Raw genomic sequence first — 25,268 nt, 5'->3', positions numbered from 1 at the left:
CTCAAAGGCGTTCCTGTACTGGGATTCAGCGACCATGTTCAGACAGGACTCGACGAGCAGCCGCACGCACACGCTCAGTGTCGTCTTCTTCGGCTATGATCGCGAGAGTGTCGGCTACATCGTCGTCGATGTATGTCGCGAGTTCGTTCACCGCCGTTTCGCGGATCCGTGGTTCGTTCGAGAACTCCAACGTGTCTAGAAGCGCGTCTCGTACGTCGGCCCCGCCTGACTGGGCAGCCGCTCCCAGGGCTAATGGTACTATTTCAGGATCGTCTGCCCATCGCTGATTGATGAGTTGCTGTTTCGCACGGTCATCAGGGTATTTTTTGAGGCTTTGAAGTACCCCACGTTTGATTATGTCACTCTGGTGGGAGAGAAGCATCTCGTATTTCGTCTCTACGTCCTGGCCGTCTCGTTCCCGTAACTGGCCGACTATTTCTCGAAGAGTTCCCGTTTCCACCAGGAATCTCGAAAGGGCAGACTCCTCGTACTCGGCATGATAGAGGTACTGCTGTACTCGATCAGAATCTGGATTCAACTCAAATCCCGTGGCTGAACCATGTTTCTCGACGTAGTTACGTATCGATCGCCCATCATCAAGCAGAGTAACGAGCCGTTCGTCGCGCCATTCGTCGGGCCAGCATTTTCGTACGAGAGAGACGTACTCGTCCGCTGCTGCGACGATTGAGGAAACGAAGTGTTCGACATTAACTTCGACCGTAGCCGACAGGTGAGACGGCTCCCACGCGGGGCGACCGTGTTCGTCGGTTCTCACGTCGTCTTCGGTGATTGCAATCACGACGGTGTCTTGGCTGGGCTTCGCGAGGGGTGGATAGGTCGTATTATGCCGGAATGAGTTGCCCCCACGCTCGACCACGACTGTTCGCGGAGATGGTAGCGTAAAGACACGAGCGGCGGCGAGTCCGTAGAGCGTAGTCAGCATCTCCCTTACAAACACGGAAGCCAAATCCTCATACTGTAACTGGATCCGATCTGCTCGTGTTTCCGCTTGATCTAACAGGTCAATTTCGGGATAGCAATACGAATCCTCGGCTGCCTGCGCCTGCTGGACAATTTTATCCTTGCTATCGATTGATAGTTGAACGGAATTCATAGGATCAACGATATTATTACGGTTGGTAGGTATTCCACTCTACCCAGCCACTGTCCCATTTCTGCCACTCGTCTCCGTTCCACCGCCTTACTAACGGTCCGGTTGAGGGATATACACTTCGAACACGCTCGGCGTTGACGTTAACTTCCACGGATTCGATTCCGTGTCGTGATATTCCCTCATAAGTTATGCTGCCACCGTTTGAATTGCTATTTTTGATGGATCGGTACGCCATGTCCTGTATCTCATTACGTAGTTGTCGATTGGACATCCCCATCGTGTTCGGAAGTTTGGCCGGACCATCGATTCCGGCCCGATCAATGACATTCCCCGTCGGATAGAATGTGGTAACGTCTGAAGAACCGACGTCTTCCCCGAATATGTGCCGTTCAATGGCGTGATCAGTTGCTTGTTTCGTCATGAACATCCCGTTCCCATTCGGTTGTCCAGCGATTACTCTTACGTCGGCAAAGCCTGCCTTAGATCCGTACTCGTTTTGTTCAAACTTTCGGGCGATTTTGACAACTTCGTCACCAACAATCTCGTCGTGAACGAATCTGGATTTGCCTCTGATTTCCCCATCAACGAGAATGTTTCGCGTGATTTGCTGATTCTGATCAGACAGTTTGAGGACGGAGGTGTAACTTCCTCTAGAGAAGCGGTTTTTGATTAACCAAGATGCATGGCCATCGGAATTCCGGATGAATCGAGATAGGTCGGTATGATCAAGACGCACATCGCTATCGACTTGCCCGAACAGGGCCCGGAGTTCCTGCTCCGGCATCTCGTCAATAAATTTCAAACCGTGAGCGCCGGTGTCGGCAACAACTTCCTTTGCAATCCGCGAATTTTCGAGTCTGTCTATCTTTCTAACGGCCCTATCGAGTTGATCATAGGAGTCTATAATATCTTGACGAGAAGCTCGAGCAACAGCGGTTCTATACGCCGCATCAACATCTCGCCCGCCGTCTGTGATAATCCGGGTGGTCTCCGGGGAGACCTCGTCCACGAACGTGGCACCATCTTCATCAGTTCGTGCGAGCATTCGCCCAAGCTTCGTCTGCTTGGCCTCCGGCAACGCGTCGATATCGGCGTCGATCCCGCGCTGCAACCGCCACAGTCGATACGCCTGCCCCGCCGTGTCCGCCCGGCTCAACACCGGTTCCGCGGCGCCGTCGACCGTCAGCAGAATCCGCGCCGTCGCCTTCGCCTTCAGCGCGTGCTTGGCGTCGCTGATCCGCGTCAGCGCCCGCAGCGCCCCCGTGTCCGAGAGCCGCGAGCCGATCCGCTGAACTTGCTTGCTACTTTTCAGCGCCGACTGGGCACTGCCGCCCAGCGTCAGCTTCGCAAGGAACCCCGCCGCGTACCCCGTGTACCAGTTCTCGCGGAACGTCTTGTACAGCTCCGAATGCTCGGCCTCGCGTAACGACCCGTAGGGGTTGTTCTGGGCCTGTTTTTGCTGGAACTGCTTCACGTAGCTGTCGACCAAGATCTGGACGGTGTTTGCCCCCTCCTGCTGGATCAGCTCGAACAGCGCGATCATCCCCTCGACGATCGCCTCGGGTTCCTCGATCAGCATCGAGACGTCCGCAAACACCTGCCCGACGCTCGCCGAAAAGCCCGAGATCTTGCCGAACTCCGCGGCGATGGCGCCGTCGGCGATCTCGTTGCCCGTGTAGAGACTGCCCGCCAGTGTGCCGTAGAATCGGACGGGTCGAAATGGCCCTATCAGTCATCCGCCACCGGGTCGAAAAGCGTCCGGGATCGGTTCTCGGAATACGATCAAACGCCATAGACACGGCGATCGAACCTACGGCATCTGCTCGTAGGCCTCCTTAGCGCGGTTAATGTCCGACCGTAGGCCCTGATAGGCGCTTTTCTCCGCGAGGTCTGGGTTCGTGCCGAGTGCAAACTCCCAGAACTCGGACGCGGTCCCGATCAACAGAGTATCACGATAGTCTGTATCCTAGCACGTCTGTGCGGCTGGTTACGAACCGCACAGATTCGTCCACCGTGACAGCTCGATCGGTATCGGAAAGGTCGAGCAGCATCGATCCACATCCGAGAGAGATAATTGCCGAAGATTGATCCTTGAAGGACGCCAGATCGATCTCCTGTCCTCGATCACCCTGTTCAAATCTGTCTACGAGCTGTATATTTTCCAGCAACGTGGCAGTATCGTCAACGACGGCTTCGACAGTCCCTTGAAACACGTGATCCTGCCATCCAGTAGGATCATCTGTCGATGGGACGATCGAACGGTTCTCGGATTCAACGGGCATCAGGTCTGTCGCCATCGTCGCCATAAGCAGTACTTCCACGTCGCTCTCTTCGAGCCAGTCGGCAGTTGCGACCTGAAGAGCACCGCTTTTAGTCTGCTTGTAGCCGTCGAATACGCCAAACTTCGTTCCGTCTGCGGAGATGATAATGCGTCGCTGTCCGTTTTTCGAACCGACTGTGTCGATATGTGCGTTGATGAGTTCCATCGTGAGGATTAGACCGCACGGGAAGGGTTACTGAAGGTGTTCGTCGGCAACTTCGCGGACTTCGTCGAGGTCCGCGTTCAGGTCCCGAAACCACTCACGCTCAACGACACTCTCGTTCACGTGCTCGATGCGATCAAGCAAATCCGCCACGGACGCGATCACCTCGTCGACGAGGAGCGGCAGTGGAACGACGGCATCCAGCGACCGTTGATCACGAGGAACAACTCGTTGTTGCGGATCTTCGATCGCGTCTCGACTGTAACAGAGCGTGACGTGACCGAGATGTTCGTCCTCCAACTCGAAGATCAAGTATGCTTCGTCATGAGTAGACACACCACCGTGGCCGTCTCGGAGCATCACCAGAACGGCGTCTAAGACTTGTTCAACAGAACGCGTGAATAAGGTCAGACTGTATTCTTCCACTCCCTTGCTCGTCGAGATACGCACAGATCCTCCGCTAGGCGGCCTCCCGCTTTGCACGTCGTTGTCGGCCGACGATCCTAAAACGAACTCCATGGTAAACAAGTACCTATCGGTCATATAATATATTATCCGTCTAGCTGTTTTCGTAGTTTCTCTTCCAGTCCTCTAGATTTTCGATCCATCGATACTCATTAGGTCCGTCCATAGGGTTTGCTGACGTGATGCGTCCACCATCCTCGACACGAACGTGTATAGTTTCTATCCCAGTTTTCTCCGCCTTATTTTCAGTCAGACCATAGTAGATGTCGTCGCCCTGATCGGGCTCGATACCGTCAGATTCGTCGATAGATTTGAAGATCAATCGTTCGATGGCGTCTTCACTCATACTATCCGGGATCTGTCCATTCGTGTCGTCTGGTAGCTTCTGCTCCAATTTGTCAGGAAGATCCTGCCCAGTTGGCCAAACGGTTGTAACAGCCTTCTCGTCGAACTCTTCTGCGTCTATATGTCTTGATTCTAGATATTCCTATCCGTGGTTATCGTCAGCTCCCGGTCTGTATCTCCCACTCTCGAACCAAAGTGGTTCGCCATCGTCTGTTTTTCCCACTATTCGCGTCTGGTCAAGGTCCGATTTATCCGATGCGGCGAGATTAATTAGATCACCAGCATCTATCTCCTCATCAAGCAGCGGATCATCTTTCTTGGTCTCTAGCATCCCCATCATCCGCTGGATGTCTGCCTGATCCATCTCGCTGTTCGTAAGCAGTGTATTTAGCTGTCTGAGATGGTCTGGGTCGAGGTCGCCCTCGCCGTAGCGCACGAGCAGCCGGGTAGCGGTGGCGTCGTCGACGCGCTGGAGCACCTGCCGACTGTCGGTGTCCGTCGCCCGGAGGAACCGATTCGCGTCGAACGAGTCGCTCCGCCGGTGGGCGATCGTCAGCGAGTCCTGCAGACCCGAGTCAGCGTCAAGGAACGCCTGTCGTCGCGGGGCATCGAGATCGTCGAGAACGTCCGCACCGTCGCTGTCGGTTCGCGCGAGGTACGCACCGAGGCGTTGCTGACGCGGCTCCGGCATCGCGTCGACATCGGCGTCGATCCCGCGCTGCAACCGCCACAGCCGATACGCCTGCCCCGGACTGGCTCAGATCAGTTCCGCGTCGTCGCCGTCAACGAAAAAGAAAGGTGCGAGAACTCCTTGTCACGTTCCGCCGACAGGATAGTGTTCGGCGTCATTCAGCGCATCGGGAATGAGTTCGTGGTCGACGGTGATAGCCATGCCGTCACGACGGGCGAGTGCGAGCATCGCTGTCGCGTCGAGGGCGAGGGCTTTCTGGACGGCGTCAGCGTCTCGGGCGCTGGCGACGTGGTTCCGGTGGAACTCGAGGAGGCCCTCGATGCCGGCTTCGACCTCGGAGACGTCGCCTGCGTCGAGTCCCCGAAGGACTCGTGCGTAGGGTAGATACCGCGCGACAGCCCACGGCTTGTTCCGCTCTTCGACGGCGTCTTCGAGCGCCGTCGCGTGTTCCGCAACCGTTCCGGTGTCGAGGAGATAACTGCTCAGGGCGCGGGCCAGATCGATGCGGTGTGCTAAGGACCGGTTTTCGAGCTCATCAACGAAGGGTTCCATCGTTCTCTCCAGTACTGTCTCTGCCGTCGGCTCCACAGTATTGCGGCCGAGTACCGCACAGTAGATGGCGTTGATATACGCCTCCCAGGGGCCAAGTTGCGCTGATTTACTCGGCTCGCTGCCGTACTTCGCGTCGAACTTGTTGTTGGCATCGATGACCCACTCGTCGGCCAGTGCGTCGAGCCAGTCCCAAGCATCGGCGACGTCACCGAGGGCCAGCAGTCCAATTGCGACCGACTGTGCTCGACGCGCGAAGGTGACGACGGCGTCTTCGATACCGTCTTTACCATTAAGCAGGCTCTCACGTTCTGACGTGACCAACTCTGCTAGTGTTGTGCTTGACATGGTCTCCTATATTCCCTTGAAGACGTCTCCGATTTTCACTATTTCGACGCTATCGAGTGTTGGCTCCTCGATATCGGTCTGGCTGAGACCCCTAGCCGCTAACTCTCCAGTCTGATCCCCGTCTTGATATGTGAAGAGCTCCTTCTTGAGGTTCTCATTGTTCACGTCATCGAGACTTATTTCACCGTTTCGCTCGCTGATTTCGATTGCATCTGGGCCATCCTCGTCGGCAAGGCGTCTAATGAGCTCCTTTCGCACCTCGGTATCAGCATTGTCTACCAAGCGTTGGAGCCTGTCTTCGATCCAGACATCACTCATCTGTCTCTCGCCATCACTGAGGGTATCACCGAACACGCCTGAATTCGTCACGCGGCCGTTCGAGTTCGTCGTCTTCGTCTCGATAATGACGAGGTTGCCATCGTTATCGATGGCGAAGCCGTCGAAGCCCTGGTTTCCAGCGTCCAAGTCGTACGGGATGTCCTCTTCGGGAATGTATCCTCGATCGAGCGACCCGGAGTCGCCGTCGAACTCGAAGCCACCGCGGCCGTACTTGCTCCTCGCGAGGTCCGGCTGCAGGACCTGCTCACCGAGCTGGCCGCGGATGTTCACGGGATCACCATCGACTGTTTCGTCGAGGTGTCTGATCGTGTCGGTGCCGTACTCCTCGTAGAGATCGTCCGCGTTGTTCCGTCGGAAGACGGCTTCGACCTCGTCGGCGTTGCGTTCGAGGCGGGTGTCGACGTACGCGTCCCCGTCGCGGATGAACCGGCCGTTGACGTCGATGTCGCCGCCGTCCTGTCCGCTGACGACACCGCGGACGGTGGTGCCACTGCCAGTGCGGTCGACACTGTCGACGCGCTCGAACCCACTGTACGTCTGCACTTCTTCGGCGATGTTGTTCTTATCTCCAGTCTGGACGTCGATGTCGCCGCGGGCGTAGCCGGCTCTGAGGCCATCTCTGACGTCCGCATCGAGGTCGTCGGTCTGGTCGACGAGCTCGCGGACGGCATCGCGCCCGTCGGCATCGAGATCCGCGTACCGCGGGGCGAAGCTGGCACGCGTCCGCGGATCCACATCGAGGTCAGTGTAGTCAGCGAGTGTCGCGTCGTCCATCCGCTGAATCGCGTCCCGCGAGTCGGCGTCGGCCCGCGAGAGCACGTCGCCGAGTCGCGCCTGCTTGGCCTCGGGCAACGCGTCGACATCGGCGTCCATCCCGCGTTGCAACCGCCACAACCGATACGCCTGCCCCGCCGTATCGGCCTGACTCAGCAGTGCTTCCGCGGCGTTACCATCGACCGCCAGCAGAATCCGCGCAGTGGCACGGGCCGTGCCCGCTTGTTCGGCGCTGTCGATCCGCGAGATCGCTCGCGCCGCGCCCGTGTCCCAGAGCCGCTTGGCGATGTCGCCGACCGTGTCGGTCTGCTTGATCGCCGTCTTGGCAGCCTTCCCGACGCCGACGCTGATGACGAACTTCGCGAGGAAGCCGGCCGCGTACCCCTCGTACCAGCTCGCCTCGAACGCGGTATGGAGGTGTTCCTCGTCGGGATCCGTCGGATCGTACGGATTGTTTTGTTCTTGTTTCTGCTGGAACTGCTGGACGTACCCGTCGATGATCGCCTGGACGTCGACATTACCCTCGGTCAGCAGCTTCAACAGCGCCTTGATCCCGTCGACGAACGCCATGGGGTCCTCGATGAACGCCGAGAGGTCTTTCAGGAAGATCCCCATGCTCGCCGAGAAGCCGGAGACCTTCCCGAACTCATTGGCGACGGCGTAGTCGAGCAGCGTCCCCGTGTAGAGGTCGCCCGCGATGTAGCTGTAGAAGTTCGCCCGCTCGACGCCGACCGCGCGTTTGCTGTTTCCGTTCTCGTCGGTCGCTAGCAGTATGCAGGCGGCGACGCGCGCTTTCGCGGCATCAGAACGTAGCGAGAAATCAAATTACCAGCAGAAAGTTAGTTGGTGGAACTGAACTCCTCAAAGGCCCATCATTACTCCCCCGACAGCGTTAGCAGGAGTTATTCTCTTGTCCCTCTCCGAATCGTTCTTTTGCCTCGTCGATAGTAGCGTTGAGGCGGTGCAACTTCGACTGGTCGGAGTCGTCAATCACTGCCGCGACGTGCCCACTGACCTGTTCTGCCCCATCAAGCGCTGCCTGCGCCACCTGAGTAAACTTTGCAGTCGACTCCGCTCCGATTCCGAGACGCTCATTCGGATCATCAATCGCTGCTTCGCTATATCGATGCGCGACAGTTAATTCGTCGCCGTCACGGTGGAACGCTAAATAGGTCTCACCGTAAAGCCGAATTTGCCGGTCCGTCGCGCCCTCGGCTAACTCATCTAGCGCGGTGAGCAATTGCGTAAAGAATCCGACGGCGCGTACTTCACAGTAGACCCCATCACCGGAAATCCACGTCTCGCCGAGGCGGATTACGAGCTTCGAGATGGGGTCAAACAGCCCGTCGTGGCTCCGTAGCTGACGGTCGAAGCTGTCATTGAAACTGACACTAATATCGATAGATTCTCTCATTTTTGATCACCCAGACTCCATATTCCATTCATCTGCACTCCCATAGTAGGTATCGACTGCCGAACCACTCTGATCGGGATATGAAGATATTACACGTCCCGTTTGTTCATCCACTTTTACAATAACTTCGTCAATTCCTTCTACATCGACGTTGTCATATCTGTACGTTATTTCTGTGCCAGTATCTGATGCATCACCATTCTTTAGTGCTCTATAAGTGAGCCCATCGATATCTTCGATATCTATGGCGTCTGGGAGCGTACGTCCACCGACAGTCTGGCCAACAGGCCAGAAATTAGTAATTGGCTTTTCGGTCCGTTCGGCACCACCAACATGACGAAGTAATAGATGTCTCTGGCCTGTATCAGCATCGCCAGTATCCAATTGGACCGTGTCGACAGTTCTCCCGTCTTTCGTCACAGTGTCATCTGGCTCGACGACAGCCACTGTGTCTGATAGTTCATCGTTATCTGCTAATTCTATGAACTCTTCAACACTCACGTCGTCATCGTACCGGAAGTTCTCACTCTCGTCAAGAACCTCAGATATCCGACGAAGCTCTCTGGTATCAATTTCACCATTATCGAGCGCGTTCTCTAACCGATTGAGATCACTTGTATCTAACTTACCAGACCGCTTGAGGTCGGCAAGGCGGTCGGCGGTGTCGTCGTCGACTCTGTCGAATCGTTTGATGACTGCAACGGCGTCGTCGCCACCGTCGGCTACCACCCGTGCACCATCGTCGCCGTTGCGAATGAGGAACTCACCGACGGCCGACTGGTCAGCTTCTGATCGCGAGTCAACGTTCAGGTCGTTGTTCTGCTGCAAGCGCCACAGCCGATACGCCTGCCCCGCCGTATCGGCCTGACTCAGCAGCGGTTCAGCCGCATCGTCGGCCGCCAGTAGAATCCGAGCCGTCGTGCGAGCTTTCAGCGCTTCCTTGCCGTCGCTTACCCGTTCGAGTGCCCGCAGAGCGCGGGTGTCCGAGAGCCGCTTGGTGATGTCGCCAACGCGGTCGGACTGTTTGACCGTCGACTTGGCGGCCTTCCCGACCCCGGCGCTGATGACGAACTTGGCGAGGAATCCGGCCGCGTAGCCCGTGTACCAGTTCCGCTCGAACGTCCGGTAGAGATCCTCTTGGTCGGAGTCGTACAGCTCGTAGGGATTGTTCTGGGCCTGCTTTTGCTCGATCTGCCCGACGTACGCGTCGATGAGCGCCTGCACGTCGATATCGCGCTCGGTGAGCAAGTCCACCAGCGCTTTGATGCCGTCGACGATCGCTAGCGGATCTTCGATCAGCTTCGAGATGTCACGGAACGGCAGCCCGACGCTCGCCGAAAAGCCCGAGAGCTTCCCGAACTCGGCGGCGACCTCCTGGTCGAGGAGCGTCCCCGTGTAGAGGTCGCCCGCGGCGGCGCCGTAGAAATTCGCCTGTTCGACGCCGACGACGCGCTGGCGATGCCCGTTCTCGTCGGTCGCCTTCACGTAGACGGTCGAGCCGATCGCCACTTCACCGACCTTGCCGGTGATGTCACCTGCCGCGTCGACGCTGGACTTGGTAAACGAGACGAACGTCGACTTGACCGAGCTCGTGTCGACACCCTCCACCGAGACGAGCTTGTCGGTGAACTCCAGCCGATCGTCGATTTCGGTGTCGTCGTAGCTGTACCGATGCGCATTTCGGCCCTCTGGCCGCTCGTAGGTCTTCGTGACCCGAGCGGAGCCGCCCTTCCACAGCGACGCGCTGTCGACGCCCGCGTCGTCGGTGATCGTAACCTCGACCCAGTACGTCGTGTCGAGGCTGGTTTCGGGGATTCTGTATCCGCTCGGCCCAACGTCGATCTCGGGTGGCCGCACGTCGTAGAGCGTGGGATCGTCTCGACTCTCGACCTCGACATCGTCCTCGATACCGTCGCCGTCGGTGTCCCGTTCGGTCGGGTCCGTCGCCAATTCGCGTTCGCGCGCATCGTCAAGCCCATCGAGGTCGGAGTCGGGCCGCCACGGATCGGAGGTCACTTCGCGCGTCTCGTAGTTGGCTTCGAGTACCTCCGTGGACGGTTCGCCCTTCTCGAGCACGTTCGCGGTTGCCTGCTTGTCGGGCGTGTACGCGACCGTCGTCGGCGACCGCACCTCGGTGTAGTCGTCGACGCCGTCGGAGTCGGTGTGGACCTGCGTCGGATCGCTCACCGGCTCCAGATAGACCGCGCCGGAGAGGTTCTCGCGGTCGTACCCGGCCCGTTCGAGCGTCTCGACGAGCTGGTCGGCCCGGTAATCGGATTCGATCTCTTCGTCAGTTGCGGCGTCGCCGAGCTCCTCGCCGTCCGTGAGCCCGTCGCCGTCGCTGTCCTTACTGTAGGGGTCCGTCGTGATCAGGCCGGTCTCGGGCGTCACGACGCCGCGGCGCTCGACGGCGTCGGGGATGCCGTCGCCGTCGGTGTCCTGCGCGCCGACGTCCTCGGAGACGCGCGAGAACACCTCGGGGAGGTCCGCCGCGTCGTCGACGTAGGTGTAGTTCCCGCCCGTGATATCGGCGATGTCCGAGAGCTTGTTCCCGTTCGCGCCGCCGAAGCCTATCGTGTAGATCGTCGTCCCGCGCTCGGCGGCCGTCCGCGCTTCGGCGCGCCCGCCGCCGCCGACGCCGTCGGTCAGCAGGATGGCGACCTGCGAGCGGGAGTCGTTGCTCGCCGCCGCGAAGTGTTCGTTGGCCGTCCGGACGCCGTCGCCGATGTCGGTGCCGCCGTTGGCGTCGAGTTGCTCGATCGAGAGGTTGACCTTCCCGAAGTCGGTCGTTAGCTCCTGTGAGACGTGCGCGTCGCCGTCGAAGTCGATCACGCCTGCACGGTCGTCCTCGACGAGCGCGCCGACGAACTCCTTGGCGGCCTGCTTGCGGAACTCCTGTGGGTCGTTCCAACTCATCGAGCCCGACGAGTCGATGATCATCGTGACGTCGATGGGCTGGAGTTCCGACTCCGCCGGAGCGTCGTCGGGGCGCTCGGCGACGAAGTTCGACGCCCAGTTTTTCACGTCGAAGACGACGAACCGGGAGAACTGGTCGGTCTCGCCGGTGACCGTGTTCGTCTCCGGATCGACGGTCGTGTTCAGCGGTTCGAACACCCCGACCGACTCGTTGTACCGGAACACGACCAGATCGGACTCGTTCGTGTCGCCGAGCCGCGACTCGTCGTAGGTGAACGAGACGTTCGCCGACTCGAACGACCGCTCCGATTCGAGGTTGACGAACTCGGTGACCTGCGCGTCCGCGATTTGTTCGCGGTCGAACCGTTCCTGCGAGCCGTTCTCGATCGTGACGCCGTCGGCGACGTCGCCGGCGCCCGTCAGCGAGACGTTCACGCCGATCGATTCGTTGGCCGTGTGGGTCGTGTACGAGGCGTTGCCGTCGACGACGCCGTCACTGTCGGAGTCCGCCGACAGCGGGTCGGTCCCGAGGCGCAGTTCCTCGCCGTCGGGGATGCCGTCGTCGTCCGTGTCGGGATCCTGCGGGTCGGTCCCGACCTCGAGTTCGCGCCCGTCGTCGAGATCGTCGCGGTCCGCGTCGGCCACGACGGGGGTCGTCCCGGCCGCGAGTTCCTCGCGGTTCGTCAGGCCGTCCTCGTCGACGTCCCACTCGCCGTCGGGGACGCTGTCGTCGTTCGTGTCGGCGCTCGTCTGATCGAGCTGCGAGTACTGGATCTCGAACCGATCGGGGAGTCCATCGTCGTCGCTGTCGGCGGCGAACGGATCGGAGCCGAACCGGCCCTCGTGGTAGTTCGTGACGTTGTCGGCGTCGAAGTCCTCGAGACCGTCGATGACGCCGTTGTCGCCCACGTCAGTCTCGACTTTCGTGGAGTCGCTATCGGGGTCCTGCGGATCGGTGCCGAGCACTTCGGTCTCGAACGTGTCCGGGAGCCCGTCCCCGTCGAACAGGACCGTGTCGGTGTTGCTCGGAGTATGCCGATCGTCGTCGCGGTCATCGTCGTCATCCCACTCGTGCTCGTCGTCGCGGTCATCATCACGCCCGCGGTCATCACGATCGTCGTCCGACTCCCACGGATTTCCGTCCTCGCCGCGTCTGTCCGGCGGGCCCGCGTGATCTGGCGGACCGGCGTGGTCGGGCGGACCGGCACTCGCGACCGGGATTGCGGTCGCGGATGGGCCAACGAGCGACGGCGGACCCGCGTGGCCGGGCGGACCCGCGTGCGACGGCGGCCCGCGGCGTTCGTCGTCGCCATCCTCGTCGTCTGCGTCTTCATATGTTTCGTCGGCGCCGTCCTCTTCCCAATCTTCCCGGTGTTCGTCGTCGCCGTCTTCTCCCCAGTCTCCTCTATCCTCGGCGTCGTCATCGTCGTCACGCGCCGGCTCGTTCTCGTCGACCGTGACGGTCACCGACGTGATCCGCTCCTCGAGCGTGACGTTCACCGCGAAGCTGGCGTTCGCGCGACTGCCAGTCGCGTCGAGCGGCGTCGTCACCGTCCGGTTGTCACCGACGGTGACCGTGGCGTTCGTCAGTTCGTGCGGCCGGACGTCGAAGACGGTCCCGCGGATCTGTCCCTCGATCGGCTCGCTGCCGTTCCGCTGTGGATCGCCCCGAGTCGTGATCGTCACCTCGGGCTCGGTAGCGGCGTCGACCGCGTCGAGCGCTTTCGTCGCCTGCTTCCAGGCGATCCGGAACTGCTGGACCGCTTTCGCGCGGGCCTCCAGATCGTCCGAGTCAGCGGCGTTCAGTCGCTCCCGGCCGCGTTCGTAGGCGCGTTCCGCGTTCCGGAGGTGCGCCTCCGAGCTTCGCTGGGTGCCGGTGTGAAGCTCCTCGCGGGTGTGGTCGAGCGCCCAGCGTGCGTCCTCGATGCGCTGTTTTGCGCTCTCGTTGTCGGCCGACGCGATCAGCTCGGCCGACAGAACGGTCAGCTCGTCGGTCCGCGCCTCGCCGTCGAGCGAGAGCGACTCGATCGCCGCTCGATCCCGCTCGAACGCCCTGATATCCGAGACGCGATCGGGACCCGCGGCGTACTCGAGCGACTCGTTGAGATGTTCGAGCGACTGCCGGTAGTCTCCGTCGCCCGTCGAGTGTGAGAGATTTGCGACGAGCAGTCCGGCCCACGTTCGCTGGAGGGTGGGACTACCGTTGAGTAACGTTTCGGCCCGTTCGCTCCCGAGAACGGACTCGACGTACTCGCGGTCGTCGGCGCCGGACGATTCGAACAGCCCGGCGTCCGAGCGGGCCATGCCGGCCGCCATCACCGGTGACACGGTTCCTGCCACCAGAAGGACCGCCAGGACGATTGCTACCAATCCGTTGCACGCGACGGTGACCGACCACCGGCCACCACTTCGTCTTTTCATTGAACTATGAACTGAATAGATCCTATATTAATTCTACGATACGAAGAATAATTAAAGAGTGTAGTCAAAAATTCTATTGGAGGAGAAGCCGATCAAGCGTTACCATCGCCGATACCCATCGCAGACACTCAGAACCCGCGGCCAGTGCATTCGCTCGACCCGGATTCGCGCAGTACCGCTAAATTTCGATCCGAATCCGCAGCCGACAGTCAGTCCGAAAACAGACTCGTGTGGACGGGCGCGAAGTCGGAGTCGTCGCGGGGGTCCTCGTCGGTGTCGGTGACGGCTTTGCCGTCGACGCCGGCAGAGAGGAAGTCCGCGAGCGGCGGGCCGACGTTGTCCGGTTCGACGAGGAACGCGTCGTGGCCGTGGTCCGACTCGATGACGTGGTGGGCGACCGCCACGTCGGCGTCGCGGAACCCGTCGGCAAGCGATTCGGCCTGCTCGGTCGTGAAGTGCCAGTCGCCGGTGAAGCTCATCACCAGCGCCTCGCCGGTGAAGGCTGCCAGCGCGTCGGCGTCGTTCTCGTAGCCCGCCGCGAGGTCGTAGTTGTCCATCGCCCGCGTCAGGTAGAGGTAGCTGTTGGCGTCGAACCGGTCGACGAACTTCTCGGCCTGGTAGTCGAGATACGACTCGACGTCCCGGTAGGGGAAAAACGCCGCCGCGGCGTCGGCCGGGAACTGCTCGCCGCCGGTGTCTCGACCCGCGGCGCGTCGGCCGAACTTCTGGGACATCGACGCCTTCGAGAGGTACATCACGTGGCCGATCTGGCGGGCCAGCGCGAGCCCTTCGCTGGGGGGCTCCTGATCCTCGCCGTAGTAGTACCCGCCGTTCCAGTTCGGATCGGCGCGGATCGCCCGCCGCGCGATGGCGTCCAGCGCGAGGCTCTGGGGATCGAGCCGCCCGGCGGTCGCGATCGGCGCGAGCCGGCGCACGTCGTCGGGGTAGCGCTTCGCCCAGTCGAGGACGTTCATCCCGCCGACGCTGCCGCCGACGACGGCGTGGAGCCGCCCCACGCCGAGCGCGTCGAGCGCACGGCGCTGGACCCGGGTCCAGTCGGCGACCGTCACGGGCGGGAACTCGGTGCCGTACGGCTCGCCCGTCTCGGGGTTCTCGCTCGCCGGGCCCGTCGTCCCGTAGCACGACCCGGGGATGTTGACGCAGACGGCGTAGTACTCCTTCGTGTCGATGGCCTTGCCCGGCCCGACGATGTCGGACCACCAGGCGTGGGCCTGCCCGCCGGTGGGTTGGGCGTCGGCCGGCTCGTCGTCGAGCCGGCGGTGGGCGACGTGGGCGCTGCCGGTCAGGGCGTGACAGACCAGCACCGCGTTGTCGCCGTCGAACTCACCGTAGGCCTCGTAGGCGACGTCGAGTTGCGGGATCGACTCGCCACAGTCGAATTCGAACTCACCCAGATCGAGCACGCCGGCGTCGGCGTTCATCGCCGGTCACCTCCCGCTCGACGCCGATGCTCGGCTTCTGACGGTGAATTCGTCGCCCGATTCGCTCGTGTCACGGTCGTTCTAGAGCCTCGGCGTGTCATGATTCTTGTGCGTTACTCGCTGGCAGCCTCGATCGCCCGCTCGATGTCCGCGAGGATGTCCGCGGGATCCTCGATCCCGACCGAGAGCCGGACGAGATCCGGCGTCACGCCGGCTTCCTCCTGCTCCTCGGGCGTGAGCTGGCCGTGAGTCGTGCTCGCGGGGTGGATCACCAGCGTCTTCGCGTCGCCGATGTTGGCGAGGAAGCTCGCGAGGTCGGCCGCCTCGCAGAAGCGCTTGCCCGCCTCGAACCCGTCCTCCAGGCCGAACGCGATCATGCCGCCGAAGCCTCCCTGCAGATACTCGTTCGCGTTCTCGTGGGTCTCGTGGCTCTCCAGGCCCGGATACGACACCCAGGCGACCTCGTCGTGATCGGCCATGTACTCCGCGACGATCGCGGCGTTCTCGCAGTGTTTCTCCATCCGGATCGGTAGCGTCTCCAGGCCCTGCAGCGTCTGCCAGGCGTCGAAGGGATGCTGTTGATTGCCCAGACTGCGCAGCGAGCGGAACCGTGCCGCCGCGGCGAACGGCGCGTCGGCGAAGTCCTCGCTGAAGTCGGTGTCGTGGTACGCCGGGTTCGGACCGGCGACCTCCTCGTAGCCGCCCGCTTCCCAGTCGAAGTCGCCGCCGTCGACGAGGACGCCGCCGATCGTCGTCCCCGAGCCGTGGATCCACTTCGTCGTCGAGTTCCACACCACGTCGGCGCCGTGCTCCAGCGGGTTACAGAGCGCCGGCGTCGCGAACGTGTTGTCGACGACGACGGGGACCGATCGCTCGTGGGCGATCTCGGCGATGCGCTCGAAGTCCGGCGTCACCAGCGAGGGGTTACCGATGGTTTCGAGGTGCACGTAGGCGGTGTCCTCGTCGATCGCTTCCTCGTAGGCGTCGTACTCCAGCGTCGGGACGAAGCGGGCCTCGATCCCGCGGCGCTTGGCGGTGTGAGAGAGATAGGCCGTCGTCCCGCCGTAGGTGTCCGTCGAGCAGACGACGTTGTCGCCGACGCTCGCGAGCACCAGCGTCGCGGCGTCGAGCGCCGCCATCCCGCTGCCGGTCGCGACGGCGCCGGTTCCCCCCTCCAGGTCCGCGAGGCGCTCTTCGAGCATTTGGACTGTGGGGTTGGTCATCCGCGAGTAGATGTGACCCTCGGCCTCCAGCGCGTACAGATCCGCGGCGTGGTCGGCGTCCTCGAAGACGTACGACGTTGTCTGGTAGAGCGGCGGTGCCCGGGCCCCCGTCGCCGGATCGGGCTCCTGGCCCGCGTGGAGGCTGCGGGTCCGGAACTCCGGCTCGTCCGAGTCGGTCATGTATACGACGCATATCTCCCCACGCGGAAATAACCGCCAGTTACGGCAAGATTCGCAAATCTTGCCAGTATTTGCCATGGGTGAGCGTCGACCCCGGCGCTGCTCGGACCCTCGCGATGCGAACCACTTCACCGAGACGCAACCGACTTCTCCCGGACGGTCGACTCCCCGCCCGTGGACGTGATCCACACCGCGCTGTGGGTGTCCGACATCGACCGGACCCGGTCGTTCTACGTCGACGCCCTCGGCCTGGAGGAGAACTGGTCGTTCGAGAGCGACGGCGTGCAGAACGTGTATATCGGCGGCGACCACGGCGAGTTCCAGTTCAAGTACGATCCCGAGGGCGTCCCCGAGAGCAACGCGAGCGGGGGCTCGTCGGGGAGCGAGCAGGGAGAGCGGACCGACGGCGGACAGGAGATCGACGCCGGAACGATGGCCCACGTCGCGGTGGGCGTCCCGACGAGGTGAAGCCGAGTCGGGGCTCGTGGAGCTTCGCTCCACGGCGTCGACAGCGTCGACGAGACGTTCGAGCGACTCGTCGAGCGCGCCGACCCGCCCGTTCGCACGGAGCCGACGACGATGGACGACATCGATCGGCGGGTGGCGTTCGTCGAGGACCCGGACGGCTACGTCGTCGAACTGGTCGAGCGACTCGACTAACCGCCGTTCCGTCCAGATTCAGCAGCCGTTAACACGCTCGACGCCCAACATCCTGCAACCGTGAGCACCCACCGCGATCGGATCGCGCTCGCCGCCGTCATCGCCTCGGTCCTGCTCGCGCAGGTCCTCCTCTATCCGGGGATCGGCGGGCTCGTGCGGGCGCTCGGCGCGACGACCGAGCTCGACGCCGGCATGTGGTTCCTCGCCGCCGAGTTCGGGGCCTTCGTCACGTTCGTCGGCGTCTGGGGCGCGCTCAGCGACGCCACGGGCCGTCGGGTTCCCTTTATCGCCGCGGGCGCGTTCGGCGGCGCGATCGGCTACGCCACGCTCGGCGCCCTGCCGGCGGTCGTCGCCCCCAGCTTCGGCGCCGTGCTCGCCCTGCGGGTGGTCCAGGGCGCCGCGACGATCGGCGCGTTCTCGCTGGCGATGACGATGCTGATGGACTTAGAGGGCGGCCACGGCAAGAACATGGGCGCGGCGGGCATCGCCATCGGCACCGGGACGGCCGTCGGGGCGCCGCTGGGCGGCCAGCTCTCGGAGATCGACCCGCTCGCGCCGCTGTATCTCGCCTGCGCGCTGCTGTTCGCCGCCGGCGGGCTGGTCTGGTTCGTCGAGGATCGCGCCCCGTCCGGCGGACGGAGCGCCCGCCAGGCGGTGGCGTCGCTCCGCGCGACGCCGACGCTCGGGATTCCGTACGCGTTCGGCCTGATCGACCGGCTCACGGCGGGCTTTTTCGCGCTCGTCGGTACCTTATACTTCCAGGACCAGTTCGGGATCGGACCGGGGGAGACGGGCCTCGTTTTGATGCTGTTTTTCGCACCCTTCGCGCTCCTGCAGTACCCGATGGGCAAGCTGTCCGATCGGATCGGACGCCGCGTGCCGATCGTCGTCGGGTCGGCGCTGTACGGGCTGGGCGTGATCGGCGTCGGACTGGCGCCGACGCTGACGCTGGCGGGCGTCGGGATGGTCGTCGTCGGGGTGCTGGGCGCGCTCGTCTCCCCGGCGACGATGGCGCTGGTCACCGACGTGGCTCGCGACGGCGACCGCGGCGTCGCGATGGGCGGGTTCAACCTGTTCGGCAGCGTCGGCTTCCTGACGGGCTTTCTCGTGGGCGGCGCCGTCGCCGGCGAGTTCGGGTACCTCGCGGCGTTCTTCGTCGCCGGCGGGCTGGAGGTGCTGATCGCGCTCGTGACGATCCCGGCGTTCCTGCGGCTGGACATCGGCGGCGTGCCGACGCTTCCGGAGTCGAGTGCGGAATCGGACTAACCGTCGCTGATCGTCATATTACCGACCGGATAGTAACTGGTAGTCCTGTCTGCGAAACGAACAGTCTCTTTCGTCTCGAATTCCCGGAGATATTAAGCTACAGTGGAGCGTGGTACGGTCGATGACTCGTCGATCCACGCGGATCGTCAGCGACGACGTGACCGGTGGCCGGCCCCGAGTCGCGGGCAGCGACCTCACGGTCGACCGAGCGCGAACGCTGGTCGAGGAGGAGGGACGAGCCGCAGCCGCGATCGCCGAGCAGTACGGGCTCGGTGTCGCGGACGTCTACGCTGCGCTGGCGTACGCCCACCGCGACGCTGACGGCGACCGGAACGAGACCGACGCGGGTGGAAGCTCCAGCGACGGGACCGATCGAACTGTGGAACGAGAGCTGCTCTGGAAGGCCCTCGACGAACTGGACGACGTGTTCTACGTCTACGACGACGACCGTCGACTGCTCTACTGGAATCGCCGCCTCGCGGACCTGTACGACCTGGCCGACGACGAACTCGCGGGGATGCGACCGGCGGAGTTCTTCCGCGACGAGGATCGTCAGTGCATCCGCGAGGCCGTCGACGAGGTGTTCGAGACGGGAAGCGTGGTCGTGGAGGCGACCACAGAGACGGCCGACGACGAACTGCTGCTCCAGTTGACCGGTCGCCTGCTCGTCGACGACGACGGGACCGTGCTCGGGTTCAGCGGCATCGGCCGAGACGTCACCGATCGGCGAGACATCGAGCGGCGACTCGAACGGCAAAACGAGCAGTTGGAAACCTTCGCACGCACCGTCAGTCACGACCTCCGAAACCCGCTGGCCGTCTCGAAGGGGTTCCTCGAACTCGAACGCGAGGAAAGAGACACCGAGAATCTCGCGGAGGTCGCAGCCGCGCTCGATCGCATGGAGCGGATCGTCGACGACGTGCTCGCAGTCGCACGGCAGGGCCACGAGGCGACCGACGTGACGCCCGTTTCGCTGGCGGCGATCGCGGAGTCGGCGTGGTCGACGACCGACACCGGCGGTGCCACGCTCGCTCTGGAGACGGAGCGGACTCTTCGGGCCGACGAGGAGCGACTCCGCCGGCTGCTGGAGAACCTCTTCCGGAACTCGGTGGAGCACGGCGGCGATGCGGTCACGATCACAGTCGAAGACACGCCGAAGGGGTTCGCGGTGGTCGACGACGGCGTCGGAATCGATGCCGACGATCTGGAACGAGCCTTCGAGGTCGGCGTCAGCGGCACGGCCGAGGGGAACGGGCTGGGACTGGACATCGTCCGGACGATCGCGGACGCTCACGGCTGGACCGTCGCGGCGGTCGAGAGCGACGACGGCGGCGCCCGTATCGAGTTCGACGTCGGGGACGGGCCGGACGCCGACGGCGGGCGCTAGAGCCCGTACTGCTCGCGTACGAGGTGATCGATCCCGCGCGCCTCCAACGTATCCATCGGCGCCAGCATATCGAGCTGGACGACGCCGGGGAGCCGGCCGATCTGGACGCCGCCGGTGAACGTACAGCGTCCCCGGACCTCGCCCTCCGTCATGTCCAGTAGCTTGCCCGCCCGATCGAACGCGTTGTCGGTCGCGTCGTTGATCGTCGCACCCGAGCCGATTACCTGGATCGGGCCCATCTCCTCGGTCAGGTCGGTGTCGTACTGCTCGGCCAGCCCGCGCCCGGCGTCGAGCTCCTCGTCGCTGTAGGGCTTGCTGATAAAGGGCAGATCCGCCTCGTTGGGCAACAGAACGGGCCCGTCGATATCCAGATCCTTGATGACCTCTACCTCGACCTCGGTGCGCCCGCTCACGTCGGTCGTGTGCAGGGAGAGTTCGCCGTCGCCCTGGTTCGCGTGGAGGTCGCCGACGTAGACACCCGCGCCGTCGACCTTGACGGGACAGAGCAGCGTCGCGCCGGCCCGGACCTCCGGAACGTCCATGTGGCCGTCGGTACGGGCCACCAGTTCCGATTCGTCGTCCAGTCCCCACTCGTGGTCGGCGCCGATCAGGAACTGCCCGAAGTCGCCGGCGTTGTGCGAATCCGGCAGCTCGATCGGCGGCGTCGTGCCGATGTTGCCGGCGAAGGGACGCAGGCGCCCGAGCGTCCCCGGCATCTCGTCGGGTTCGTACAGCAAGATGGGGTGCTGGCGGGAGTGCTCGGGGATCGCCATCGCCTCCTCGGCGCGCTCGGCGAGGTCGTGCGCGCCGTCCGCTCCCACTGTGATCCCCACCGAGCGGTCGTCGTCGAACGCGACGGTGTAGCCGAACTCGAAGCCGAAGGCGGAGGCGTTTTCGCCGCACTCCTTGCACTTGATCGCGTCCTCGCCCGTCCCCTCGACGACGCTCTCGGGCCACTCGGTGCCGCAGTTCGGACACCGGTGGTCGACGAATGGGTCGCTGTCGAAGGCGCCCTCGCGCTCGCGCATCGATCCAGTGCTGGTCGCGACGCTGGTCACTTCGATGTCCTCGATCTTCAGCGCGACCGCGTCGCCGACTTCGGCGTTCTCGACCCGGATCGGGCGCGTGACCTCGTGGCCACCGCGGAACTCGGGCGTGATCATCGGTCCCCAGCACGCCGGTGGCGTGTGGGTCTTGATCGTCCCGCCGTCGGCGACCGTGCCGGCCCACTCCTGGTCGGGGCCGACCAGTCCGAGCGTGTACCGATCGACCTCCAGTACGTCGCGTACTTCTCGCTGTGCCATGGCGTTCGAAACTACGCTATCGTTCATGATAAACTCGACTGGCAGGAGTCGAGAGGCCCGCGCGGGCTTGCCATCGCAAACCTGCCCTTTTCGATGCCACAGAACGTACGGACGGACGCGAACTTCGGGGGATTCAAACTATGACGCCAGGACCGGCGGACGTCTCGAATCACGTACAGAGCGGCCTCGAAAAGGGGCTCGAAGCGTACTTCGCCACCGACACGATCACGCAAGTGCTCGACGCGGTCGACGTCGACGCCCTGCTGTCGGGCGAGGGGCTCGAAGAGCCCATGGAGTACGAGAAGATGGGCGAACTCGTCGGGCAGATGACCGGGCGACTGGTCGTGCGTAACTCGGTGGGCCGGTACACGCCGGGCCAGACCGTCGAGCAGTTCGTCGGCTACGCGGTCGGCGGCGTCGTCGGCAAGCGCGTCGGCCAGCAGCTCGAACGCAGCCAGATCGAGCGCGTGCTCCGGGACATCGCGCGCGACGCGAACGAACGCGACGTCGACGATCTGTTCCCGGATCAGCGGAACGGCGGCGGGCTGCTGCCGTTCGGCGGCGGCGGAGACGACGGATCGGAGCCGATTCGGATCGACATCGAATCCGGCGGCGAGGGTACGAGCATCGACATCGACGACGGCAGCGAAGACGGCGATACCGTCGAAATGCGGCAGGACGAGACGGACGTCGAACCGGAGGACGAGGGGAGCGACAACGAGGGCGGCGACGACGACGACCCGCGACAGGACGAGACCGATCCCGAGTAGAACTGGGGTTCGACACCGCGCCTGCGGCCGGAAACGTTCGAGCACGCAAAGATTATCACCTGTGAGGAAAATTCAACGCAGTAGACGATGCTCGGTATTTTCCCCGGCTGGATGGAGTCCAAGCCCTTCGAACAGCAGGTCCTGATCTCGGCGCTCGTGCTCGACCCGATCGGGTTTCTCACGGGCTACCTGGTCGGTCCGTTCGTCGGTCTCGAGCCGCTGTACGGCGGCGTTGCCGGGCTGGTCGCCGCGAGCATTCCGCTCTCGCTGCTGGTGATGCAGGAGGCCCAGAAGCAGCAGTAGTCGGCGGGCGCCGCCGACGCCGAGGGCACGAGGTGGCGCCGGTGCGCGACGCCGACGCGGAGACGCGAGCCCCGGCAGTGCTCGGCTTCGAGTTATTGATCCACCGGAGAGCCATCAAAAGTACCATACCGCCGCGCGACGCAGGAGGCAGTATCAGGTGACATCCGTGACCGAGAAACGCGAATACAGAGACGACTACACCGACAAGACGCTGTACATCCCCGGCCCGACCGAGGTCCGCGAGGACGTCGTCGAGGCGATGAGCCAGCCGATGTTCGGCCACCGGATGGACCGGATGACCGACCTCTACACCACCATCGTCGAGGACACCAAGGAGTTCCTCGGCACCGACAACGAGGTCGTCATCCTGACGGGGTCGGGCACCGAGTTCTGGGAGGCCTCGACGCTCAACCTCGTCGACGAGAACATCCTCGTGCCGACCTGCGGAAGCTTCAGCGAGCGCCACGCCAACGTCGCCGAACGACTCGGCAAGGACGTCGATCGACTGGAGTACGAGTGGGGCGAGGCGATCAAGCCCGAGGACATCCGCGCCGAGCTCGAAGCCAGCGACAAACAGTACGACGTCGTCGCGACCGTCATGAACGAGTCCTCGACGGGCGTGCGCAATCCGATCGAGGAGATCGGCGACGTGATCGCCGAGTACCCCGACACGTACTTCGTCGTGGACGCGGTCTCCTCGCTGGGCGGCGACTACGTCGACATCGACGACCACGAGATCGACGTGATCTTCGCGTCGAGCCAGAAGGCGTTCGCCATGCCGCCCGGACTGGCGATCTGCGCCGTCAGCGACGAGGCCTACGAGCGCGAACTGGAGAAGGATTCGGCGTCGTGGTACGGCGGCTTCCAGCGCACGATCGACTACTACGACCGGAAGGGCCAGACGCACTCGACGCCCGCGATCCCGATCATGCTGGCCTACCGCCAGCAGATGAAACACATGCTCGAAGAGGGCCACCGGGGGCGCGACGAGCGCCACCGCGAGATGGCCGAGTACACCCGCGAGTGGGCCCGCGAGCACTTCGCGATGTTCCCCGAGGAGGGCTACGAGTCCCAGACCGTCAGCTGCATCGAGAACACGCAGGGCATCGACGTCGCCGAGACGATCGAGACGGTGTCCGAGGAGTACGACTTCGCGTTCTCGAACGGCTACGGCTCGGCGCTGGGCGAGAAGACGTTCCGCATCGGGCACATGGGCGAGCACGACGTCGAGTCGATCAAGGAGCTGACCGACGCCATCGAGGACGTCGCCGGGCTGTAAACCGGCGACCGACGGCTCAGATTTCTCGGACGTACACGTATTCTTCGCCGAGCTCCGACGTTTTCTCGCGGATCCGCTCGAACCCGCGGGCCTCGTAGAACCCGACCGCGGCGTCGTTGTCTGCGAACACGCCCAGCCGCAGCGTCGCGGCGCCGCGCTCCCTGATCGCGCCGATCGTCTGGTCGAGCAGGCGCGTGCCGATTCCTTCGCCCCAGCGATCGGGGAGCACGTAGATCCGGGCCAGAACGTACGTGTCGCCGGTGTCGTCCTCCGGCGTCGGACCGCTCCCGTCGTCCTCCGGCGCCCGGCCGGCCTGGACGAACCCGACGACGGCGTCGTCTTCACCGGTCGCTCCGTCCGCTGCGAGGAGAAAGACGCCGTCCGGCCGCGCGATCGAGTCGGCGAGCTCATCGACGGCGTACCACTCGTCGAGCTTGCGCTCGATCGTCTCGGCGTCGAGGATGTCGTCGTAGGCGGCCCGCCAGCTCTCCCGAGCGACGGACCGCACCGCGCTGGCGTCACTCTGTCGGGCCGAGCGAATCCTCACGTTGTTCATACTCGCGTACTGATGTGACGGAACTATAACGGTTGGGTGGCGTCGACGCCGAGGGCCGGTTCGTTTCGCGCGGACCGTCAAGTACTACAGTTCGCCGGTCGACTCGCTGGTACGAGTGACCGACGCGAACGAATCAACCGCCCCGGTCGCGCTGATCACCGGCGCGGCCTCCGGCATCGGCGCTGCGACGGCCGCGGCGTTCGCCGACCGCGGGTGGCGGGTGTACGCGACCGACGTCGAGACGCCGCTTCCCGAGGCGCTACGGGAGCGCTGTACCTGCCGCGAACTCGACGTGACCGACGCCGAGCAGTGCCGGACGGTGGTCGAACAAATCGTCGCCGAAACGGACCGGATCGACGCGCTGGTCAACAACGCCGGCTACGCCGTCCCGGGGCCGGTGGAGGACGTCGACCCCGAGGACGCCCGCCGGCAGTTCGACGTGCTCGTCCACGGCGTCGCGACGCTCTGTCGGGCGGTGTTACCGGAGATGCGGGCGGCCGGTCGGGGACGCATCGTCAACGTCTCCAGCGTGCTGGGCATGTCGGCGGTTCCCGGCCTCGGAACCTACTGCGCCGGAAAAGCGGCGCTGGAATCGCTGACGGACGCGCTGCGGATCGAACTCCGCGGCACCGGCGTCGACGTGAGCCTCGTGGAACCGGCGTGGGTCGACACCGGCTTCGCCGACGGCGCTCGCGAACGTCTCGACGGCGACCGGAACGACGCCTACGAGGACACGTACGCGGCGCTCGAACGCGGGTGGGTGCTGGAGGGCGGCCCGCTCGCTGCCGATCCCGAGGCTGTCGCGGAGCGGGTCGTCGCCGCGGCGACCGCGGCGTCCCCGCGAGCCCGGTATCCGGTCGGGGCTTTTGCTCACTTCGTCCGGTGGACCCACATTCTCCCGGCGCGCGTTCAGGATCCGATCCAGCGGTGGTTCGGCCGGGCCAGCATCGCCGCGAACCGGCTCTACCGACTCCTCGGGAAGACCTGACGCGCTCGTAGATAGAGTCGAGCCGGAAGGCTCACATTTTTTGCCCGTGCC

General features: G+C 63.4%; 20 protein-coding genes and 1 pseudogene. 7 read left to right on the top strand and 14 right to left on the bottom strand.

Annotated features, from left to right (window positions below; translation table 11 throughout):
* Window positions 1-25 precede the first annotated feature (25 nt).
* From NO931_RS13790 to NO931_RS13735, 12 genes are all read right to left on the bottom strand, one after another.
* Window positions 26-1,114 carry a HEAT repeat domain-containing protein gene (locus NO931_RS13790; RefSeq protein ID WP_256392928.1) on the bottom strand — a complete coding sequence of 363 codons (1,089 nt, stop codon included), beginning with the start codon at window positions 1,112-1,114 and terminating at the stop codon, window positions 26-28.
* Between the two features lie 16 nt (window positions 1,115-1,130).
* A complete protein-coding gene (locus NO931_RS13785; protein WP_256392927.1) occupies window positions 1,131-2,693 on the bottom strand; it encodes a hypothetical protein in 1,563 nt (520 codons plus the stop codon).
* Between the two features lie 370 nt (window positions 2,694-3,063).
* Window positions 3,064-3,600: a hypothetical protein gene (locus NO931_RS13780; RefSeq protein WP_256392926.1), complete on the bottom strand. Its 537-nt coding sequence runs from the start codon at window positions 3,598-3,600 to the stop codon at window positions 3,064-3,066.
* 27 nt (window positions 3,601-3,627) lie between these two features.
* Window positions 3,628-4,116 (bottom strand): hypothetical protein, encoded by a 489-nt coding sequence (locus NO931_RS13775; protein ID WP_256392925.1) that lies wholly within the window; start codon window positions 4,114-4,116, stop codon window positions 3,628-3,630.
* Between the two features lie 40 nt (window positions 4,117-4,156).
* Window positions 4,157-4,408: a hypothetical protein gene (locus tag NO931_RS13770; protein ID WP_256392924.1), complete on the bottom strand. Its 252-nt coding sequence runs from the start codon at window positions 4,406-4,408 to the stop codon at window positions 4,157-4,159.
* 141 nt (window positions 4,409-4,549) lie between these two features.
* Complete coding sequence (locus NO931_RS13765; protein ID WP_256392923.1) at window positions 4,550-5,098, bottom strand: hypothetical protein; 549 nt, start codon at window positions 5,096-5,098, stop codon at window positions 4,550-4,552.
* 123 nt (window positions 5,099-5,221) lie between these two features.
* Entirely contained in the window at window positions 5,222-5,995 is a 774-nt protein-coding gene (locus NO931_RS13760) for an Imm49 family immunity protein (protein WP_256392922.1), read from the bottom strand.
* Between the two features lie 6 nt (window positions 5,996-6,001).
* On the bottom strand, window positions 6,002-7,723 hold the full coding sequence (locus NO931_RS13755; protein ID WP_256392921.1) for a hypothetical protein: 1,722 nt from the start codon (window positions 7,721-7,723) through the stop codon (window positions 6,002-6,004).
* A 277-nt stretch (window positions 7,724-8,000) separates the two neighbouring features.
* A complete protein-coding gene (locus tag NO931_RS13750) occupies window positions 8,001-8,522 on the bottom strand; it encodes a hypothetical protein (protein ID WP_256392920.1) in 522 nt (173 codons plus the stop codon).
* Window positions 8,523-8,528: 6 nt separating this feature from the next.
* Window positions 8,529-13,778, bottom strand: coding sequence for a VWA domain-containing protein (locus NO931_RS13745; protein ID WP_256392919.1), 5,250 nt, complete (start codon window positions 13,776-13,778; stop codon window positions 8,529-8,531).
* A 290-nt stretch (window positions 13,779-14,068) separates the two neighbouring features.
* Entirely contained in the window at window positions 14,069-15,301 is a 1,233-nt protein-coding gene (gene metX, locus NO931_RS13740) for a homoserine O-acetyltransferase MetX (protein ID WP_256392918.1), read from the bottom strand.
* A gap of 113 nt (window positions 15,302-15,414) precedes the next feature.
* Complete coding sequence (locus NO931_RS13735; protein ID WP_256392917.1) at window positions 15,415-16,704, bottom strand: O-acetylhomoserine aminocarboxypropyltransferase/cysteine synthase family protein; 1,290 nt, start codon at window positions 16,702-16,704, stop codon at window positions 15,415-15,417.
* Between the two features lie 174 nt (window positions 16,705-16,878).
* On the opposite strand from NO931_RS13735, the pseudogene NO931_RS20875 reads away from it, so the two are divergent.
* The 3 genes and pseudogenes from NO931_RS20875 (at window position 16,879) to NO931_RS13720 (ending at window position 20,017) form a co-directional block, all read left to right on the top strand.
* A pseudogene (locus NO931_RS20875) lies at window positions 16,879-17,364 on the top strand (VOC family protein).
* 60 nt (window positions 17,365-17,424) lie between these two features.
* Window positions 17,425-18,630, top strand: a complete 1,206-nt coding sequence (locus NO931_RS13725; protein WP_256392915.1) for an MFS transporter — start codon at window positions 17,425-17,427, stop codon at window positions 18,628-18,630.
* 121 nt (window positions 18,631-18,751) lie between these two features.
* Complete coding sequence (locus NO931_RS13720; protein WP_256392914.1) at window positions 18,752-20,017, top strand: ATP-binding protein; 1,266 nt, start codon at window positions 18,752-18,754, stop codon at window positions 20,015-20,017.
* Here NO931_RS13720 and NO931_RS13715 read toward each other — a convergent pair.
* Complete coding sequence (locus NO931_RS13715; RefSeq protein WP_256392913.1) at window positions 20,014-21,321, bottom strand: acetamidase/formamidase family protein; 1,308 nt, start codon at window positions 21,319-21,321, stop codon at window positions 20,014-20,016. The genes NO931_RS13720 and NO931_RS13715 overlap by 4 nt on opposite strands.
* A 140-nt stretch (window positions 21,322-21,461) precedes the next feature.
* Between NO931_RS13715 and NO931_RS13710 the strand changes: the two genes are divergently transcribed.
* The 3 genes from NO931_RS13710 (at window position 21,462) to NO931_RS13700 (ending at window position 23,673) form a co-directional block, all read left to right on the top strand.
* A complete protein-coding gene (locus NO931_RS13710; protein ID WP_256392912.1) occupies window positions 21,462-22,091 on the top strand; it encodes a hypothetical protein in 630 nt (209 codons plus the stop codon).
* Between the two features lie 87 nt (window positions 22,092-22,178).
* On the top strand, window positions 22,179-22,394 hold the full coding sequence (locus NO931_RS13705; protein WP_256392911.1) for a DUF8141 family membrane protein: 216 nt from the start codon (window positions 22,179-22,181) through the stop codon (window positions 22,392-22,394).
* A 166-nt stretch (window positions 22,395-22,560) separates the two neighbouring features.
* Window positions 22,561-23,673: a pyridoxal-phosphate-dependent aminotransferase family protein gene (locus NO931_RS13700; RefSeq protein ID WP_256393209.1), complete on the top strand. Its 1,113-nt coding sequence runs from the start codon at window positions 22,561-22,563 to the stop codon at window positions 23,671-23,673.
* A 16-nt stretch (window positions 23,674-23,689) separates the two neighbouring features.
* Here the strand turns inward: NO931_RS13700 and NO931_RS13695 are convergent, their stop codons facing one another.
* Complete coding sequence (locus tag NO931_RS13695; RefSeq protein ID WP_256392910.1) at window positions 23,690-24,229, bottom strand: GNAT family N-acetyltransferase; 540 nt, start codon at window positions 24,227-24,229, stop codon at window positions 23,690-23,692.
* A 115-nt stretch (window positions 24,230-24,344) separates the two neighbouring features.
* Here NO931_RS13695 and NO931_RS13690 point away from each other — a divergent pair, with 115 nt between their 5' ends.
* On the top strand, window positions 24,345-25,217 hold the full coding sequence (locus NO931_RS13690) for an SDR family NAD(P)-dependent oxidoreductase (RefSeq protein ID WP_256392909.1): 873 nt from the start codon (window positions 24,345-24,347) through the stop codon (window positions 25,215-25,217).
* The last annotated feature ends 51 nt before the right edge of the window (window positions 25,218-25,268 follow it).

The sequence above is a fragment of the Natronoarchaeum rubrum genome (genome assembly GCF_024494695.1).
The sequence above is the reverse complement of the archived record's forward strand: the minus strand, read 5'-3'. Positions and strand labels throughout refer to the sequence as shown.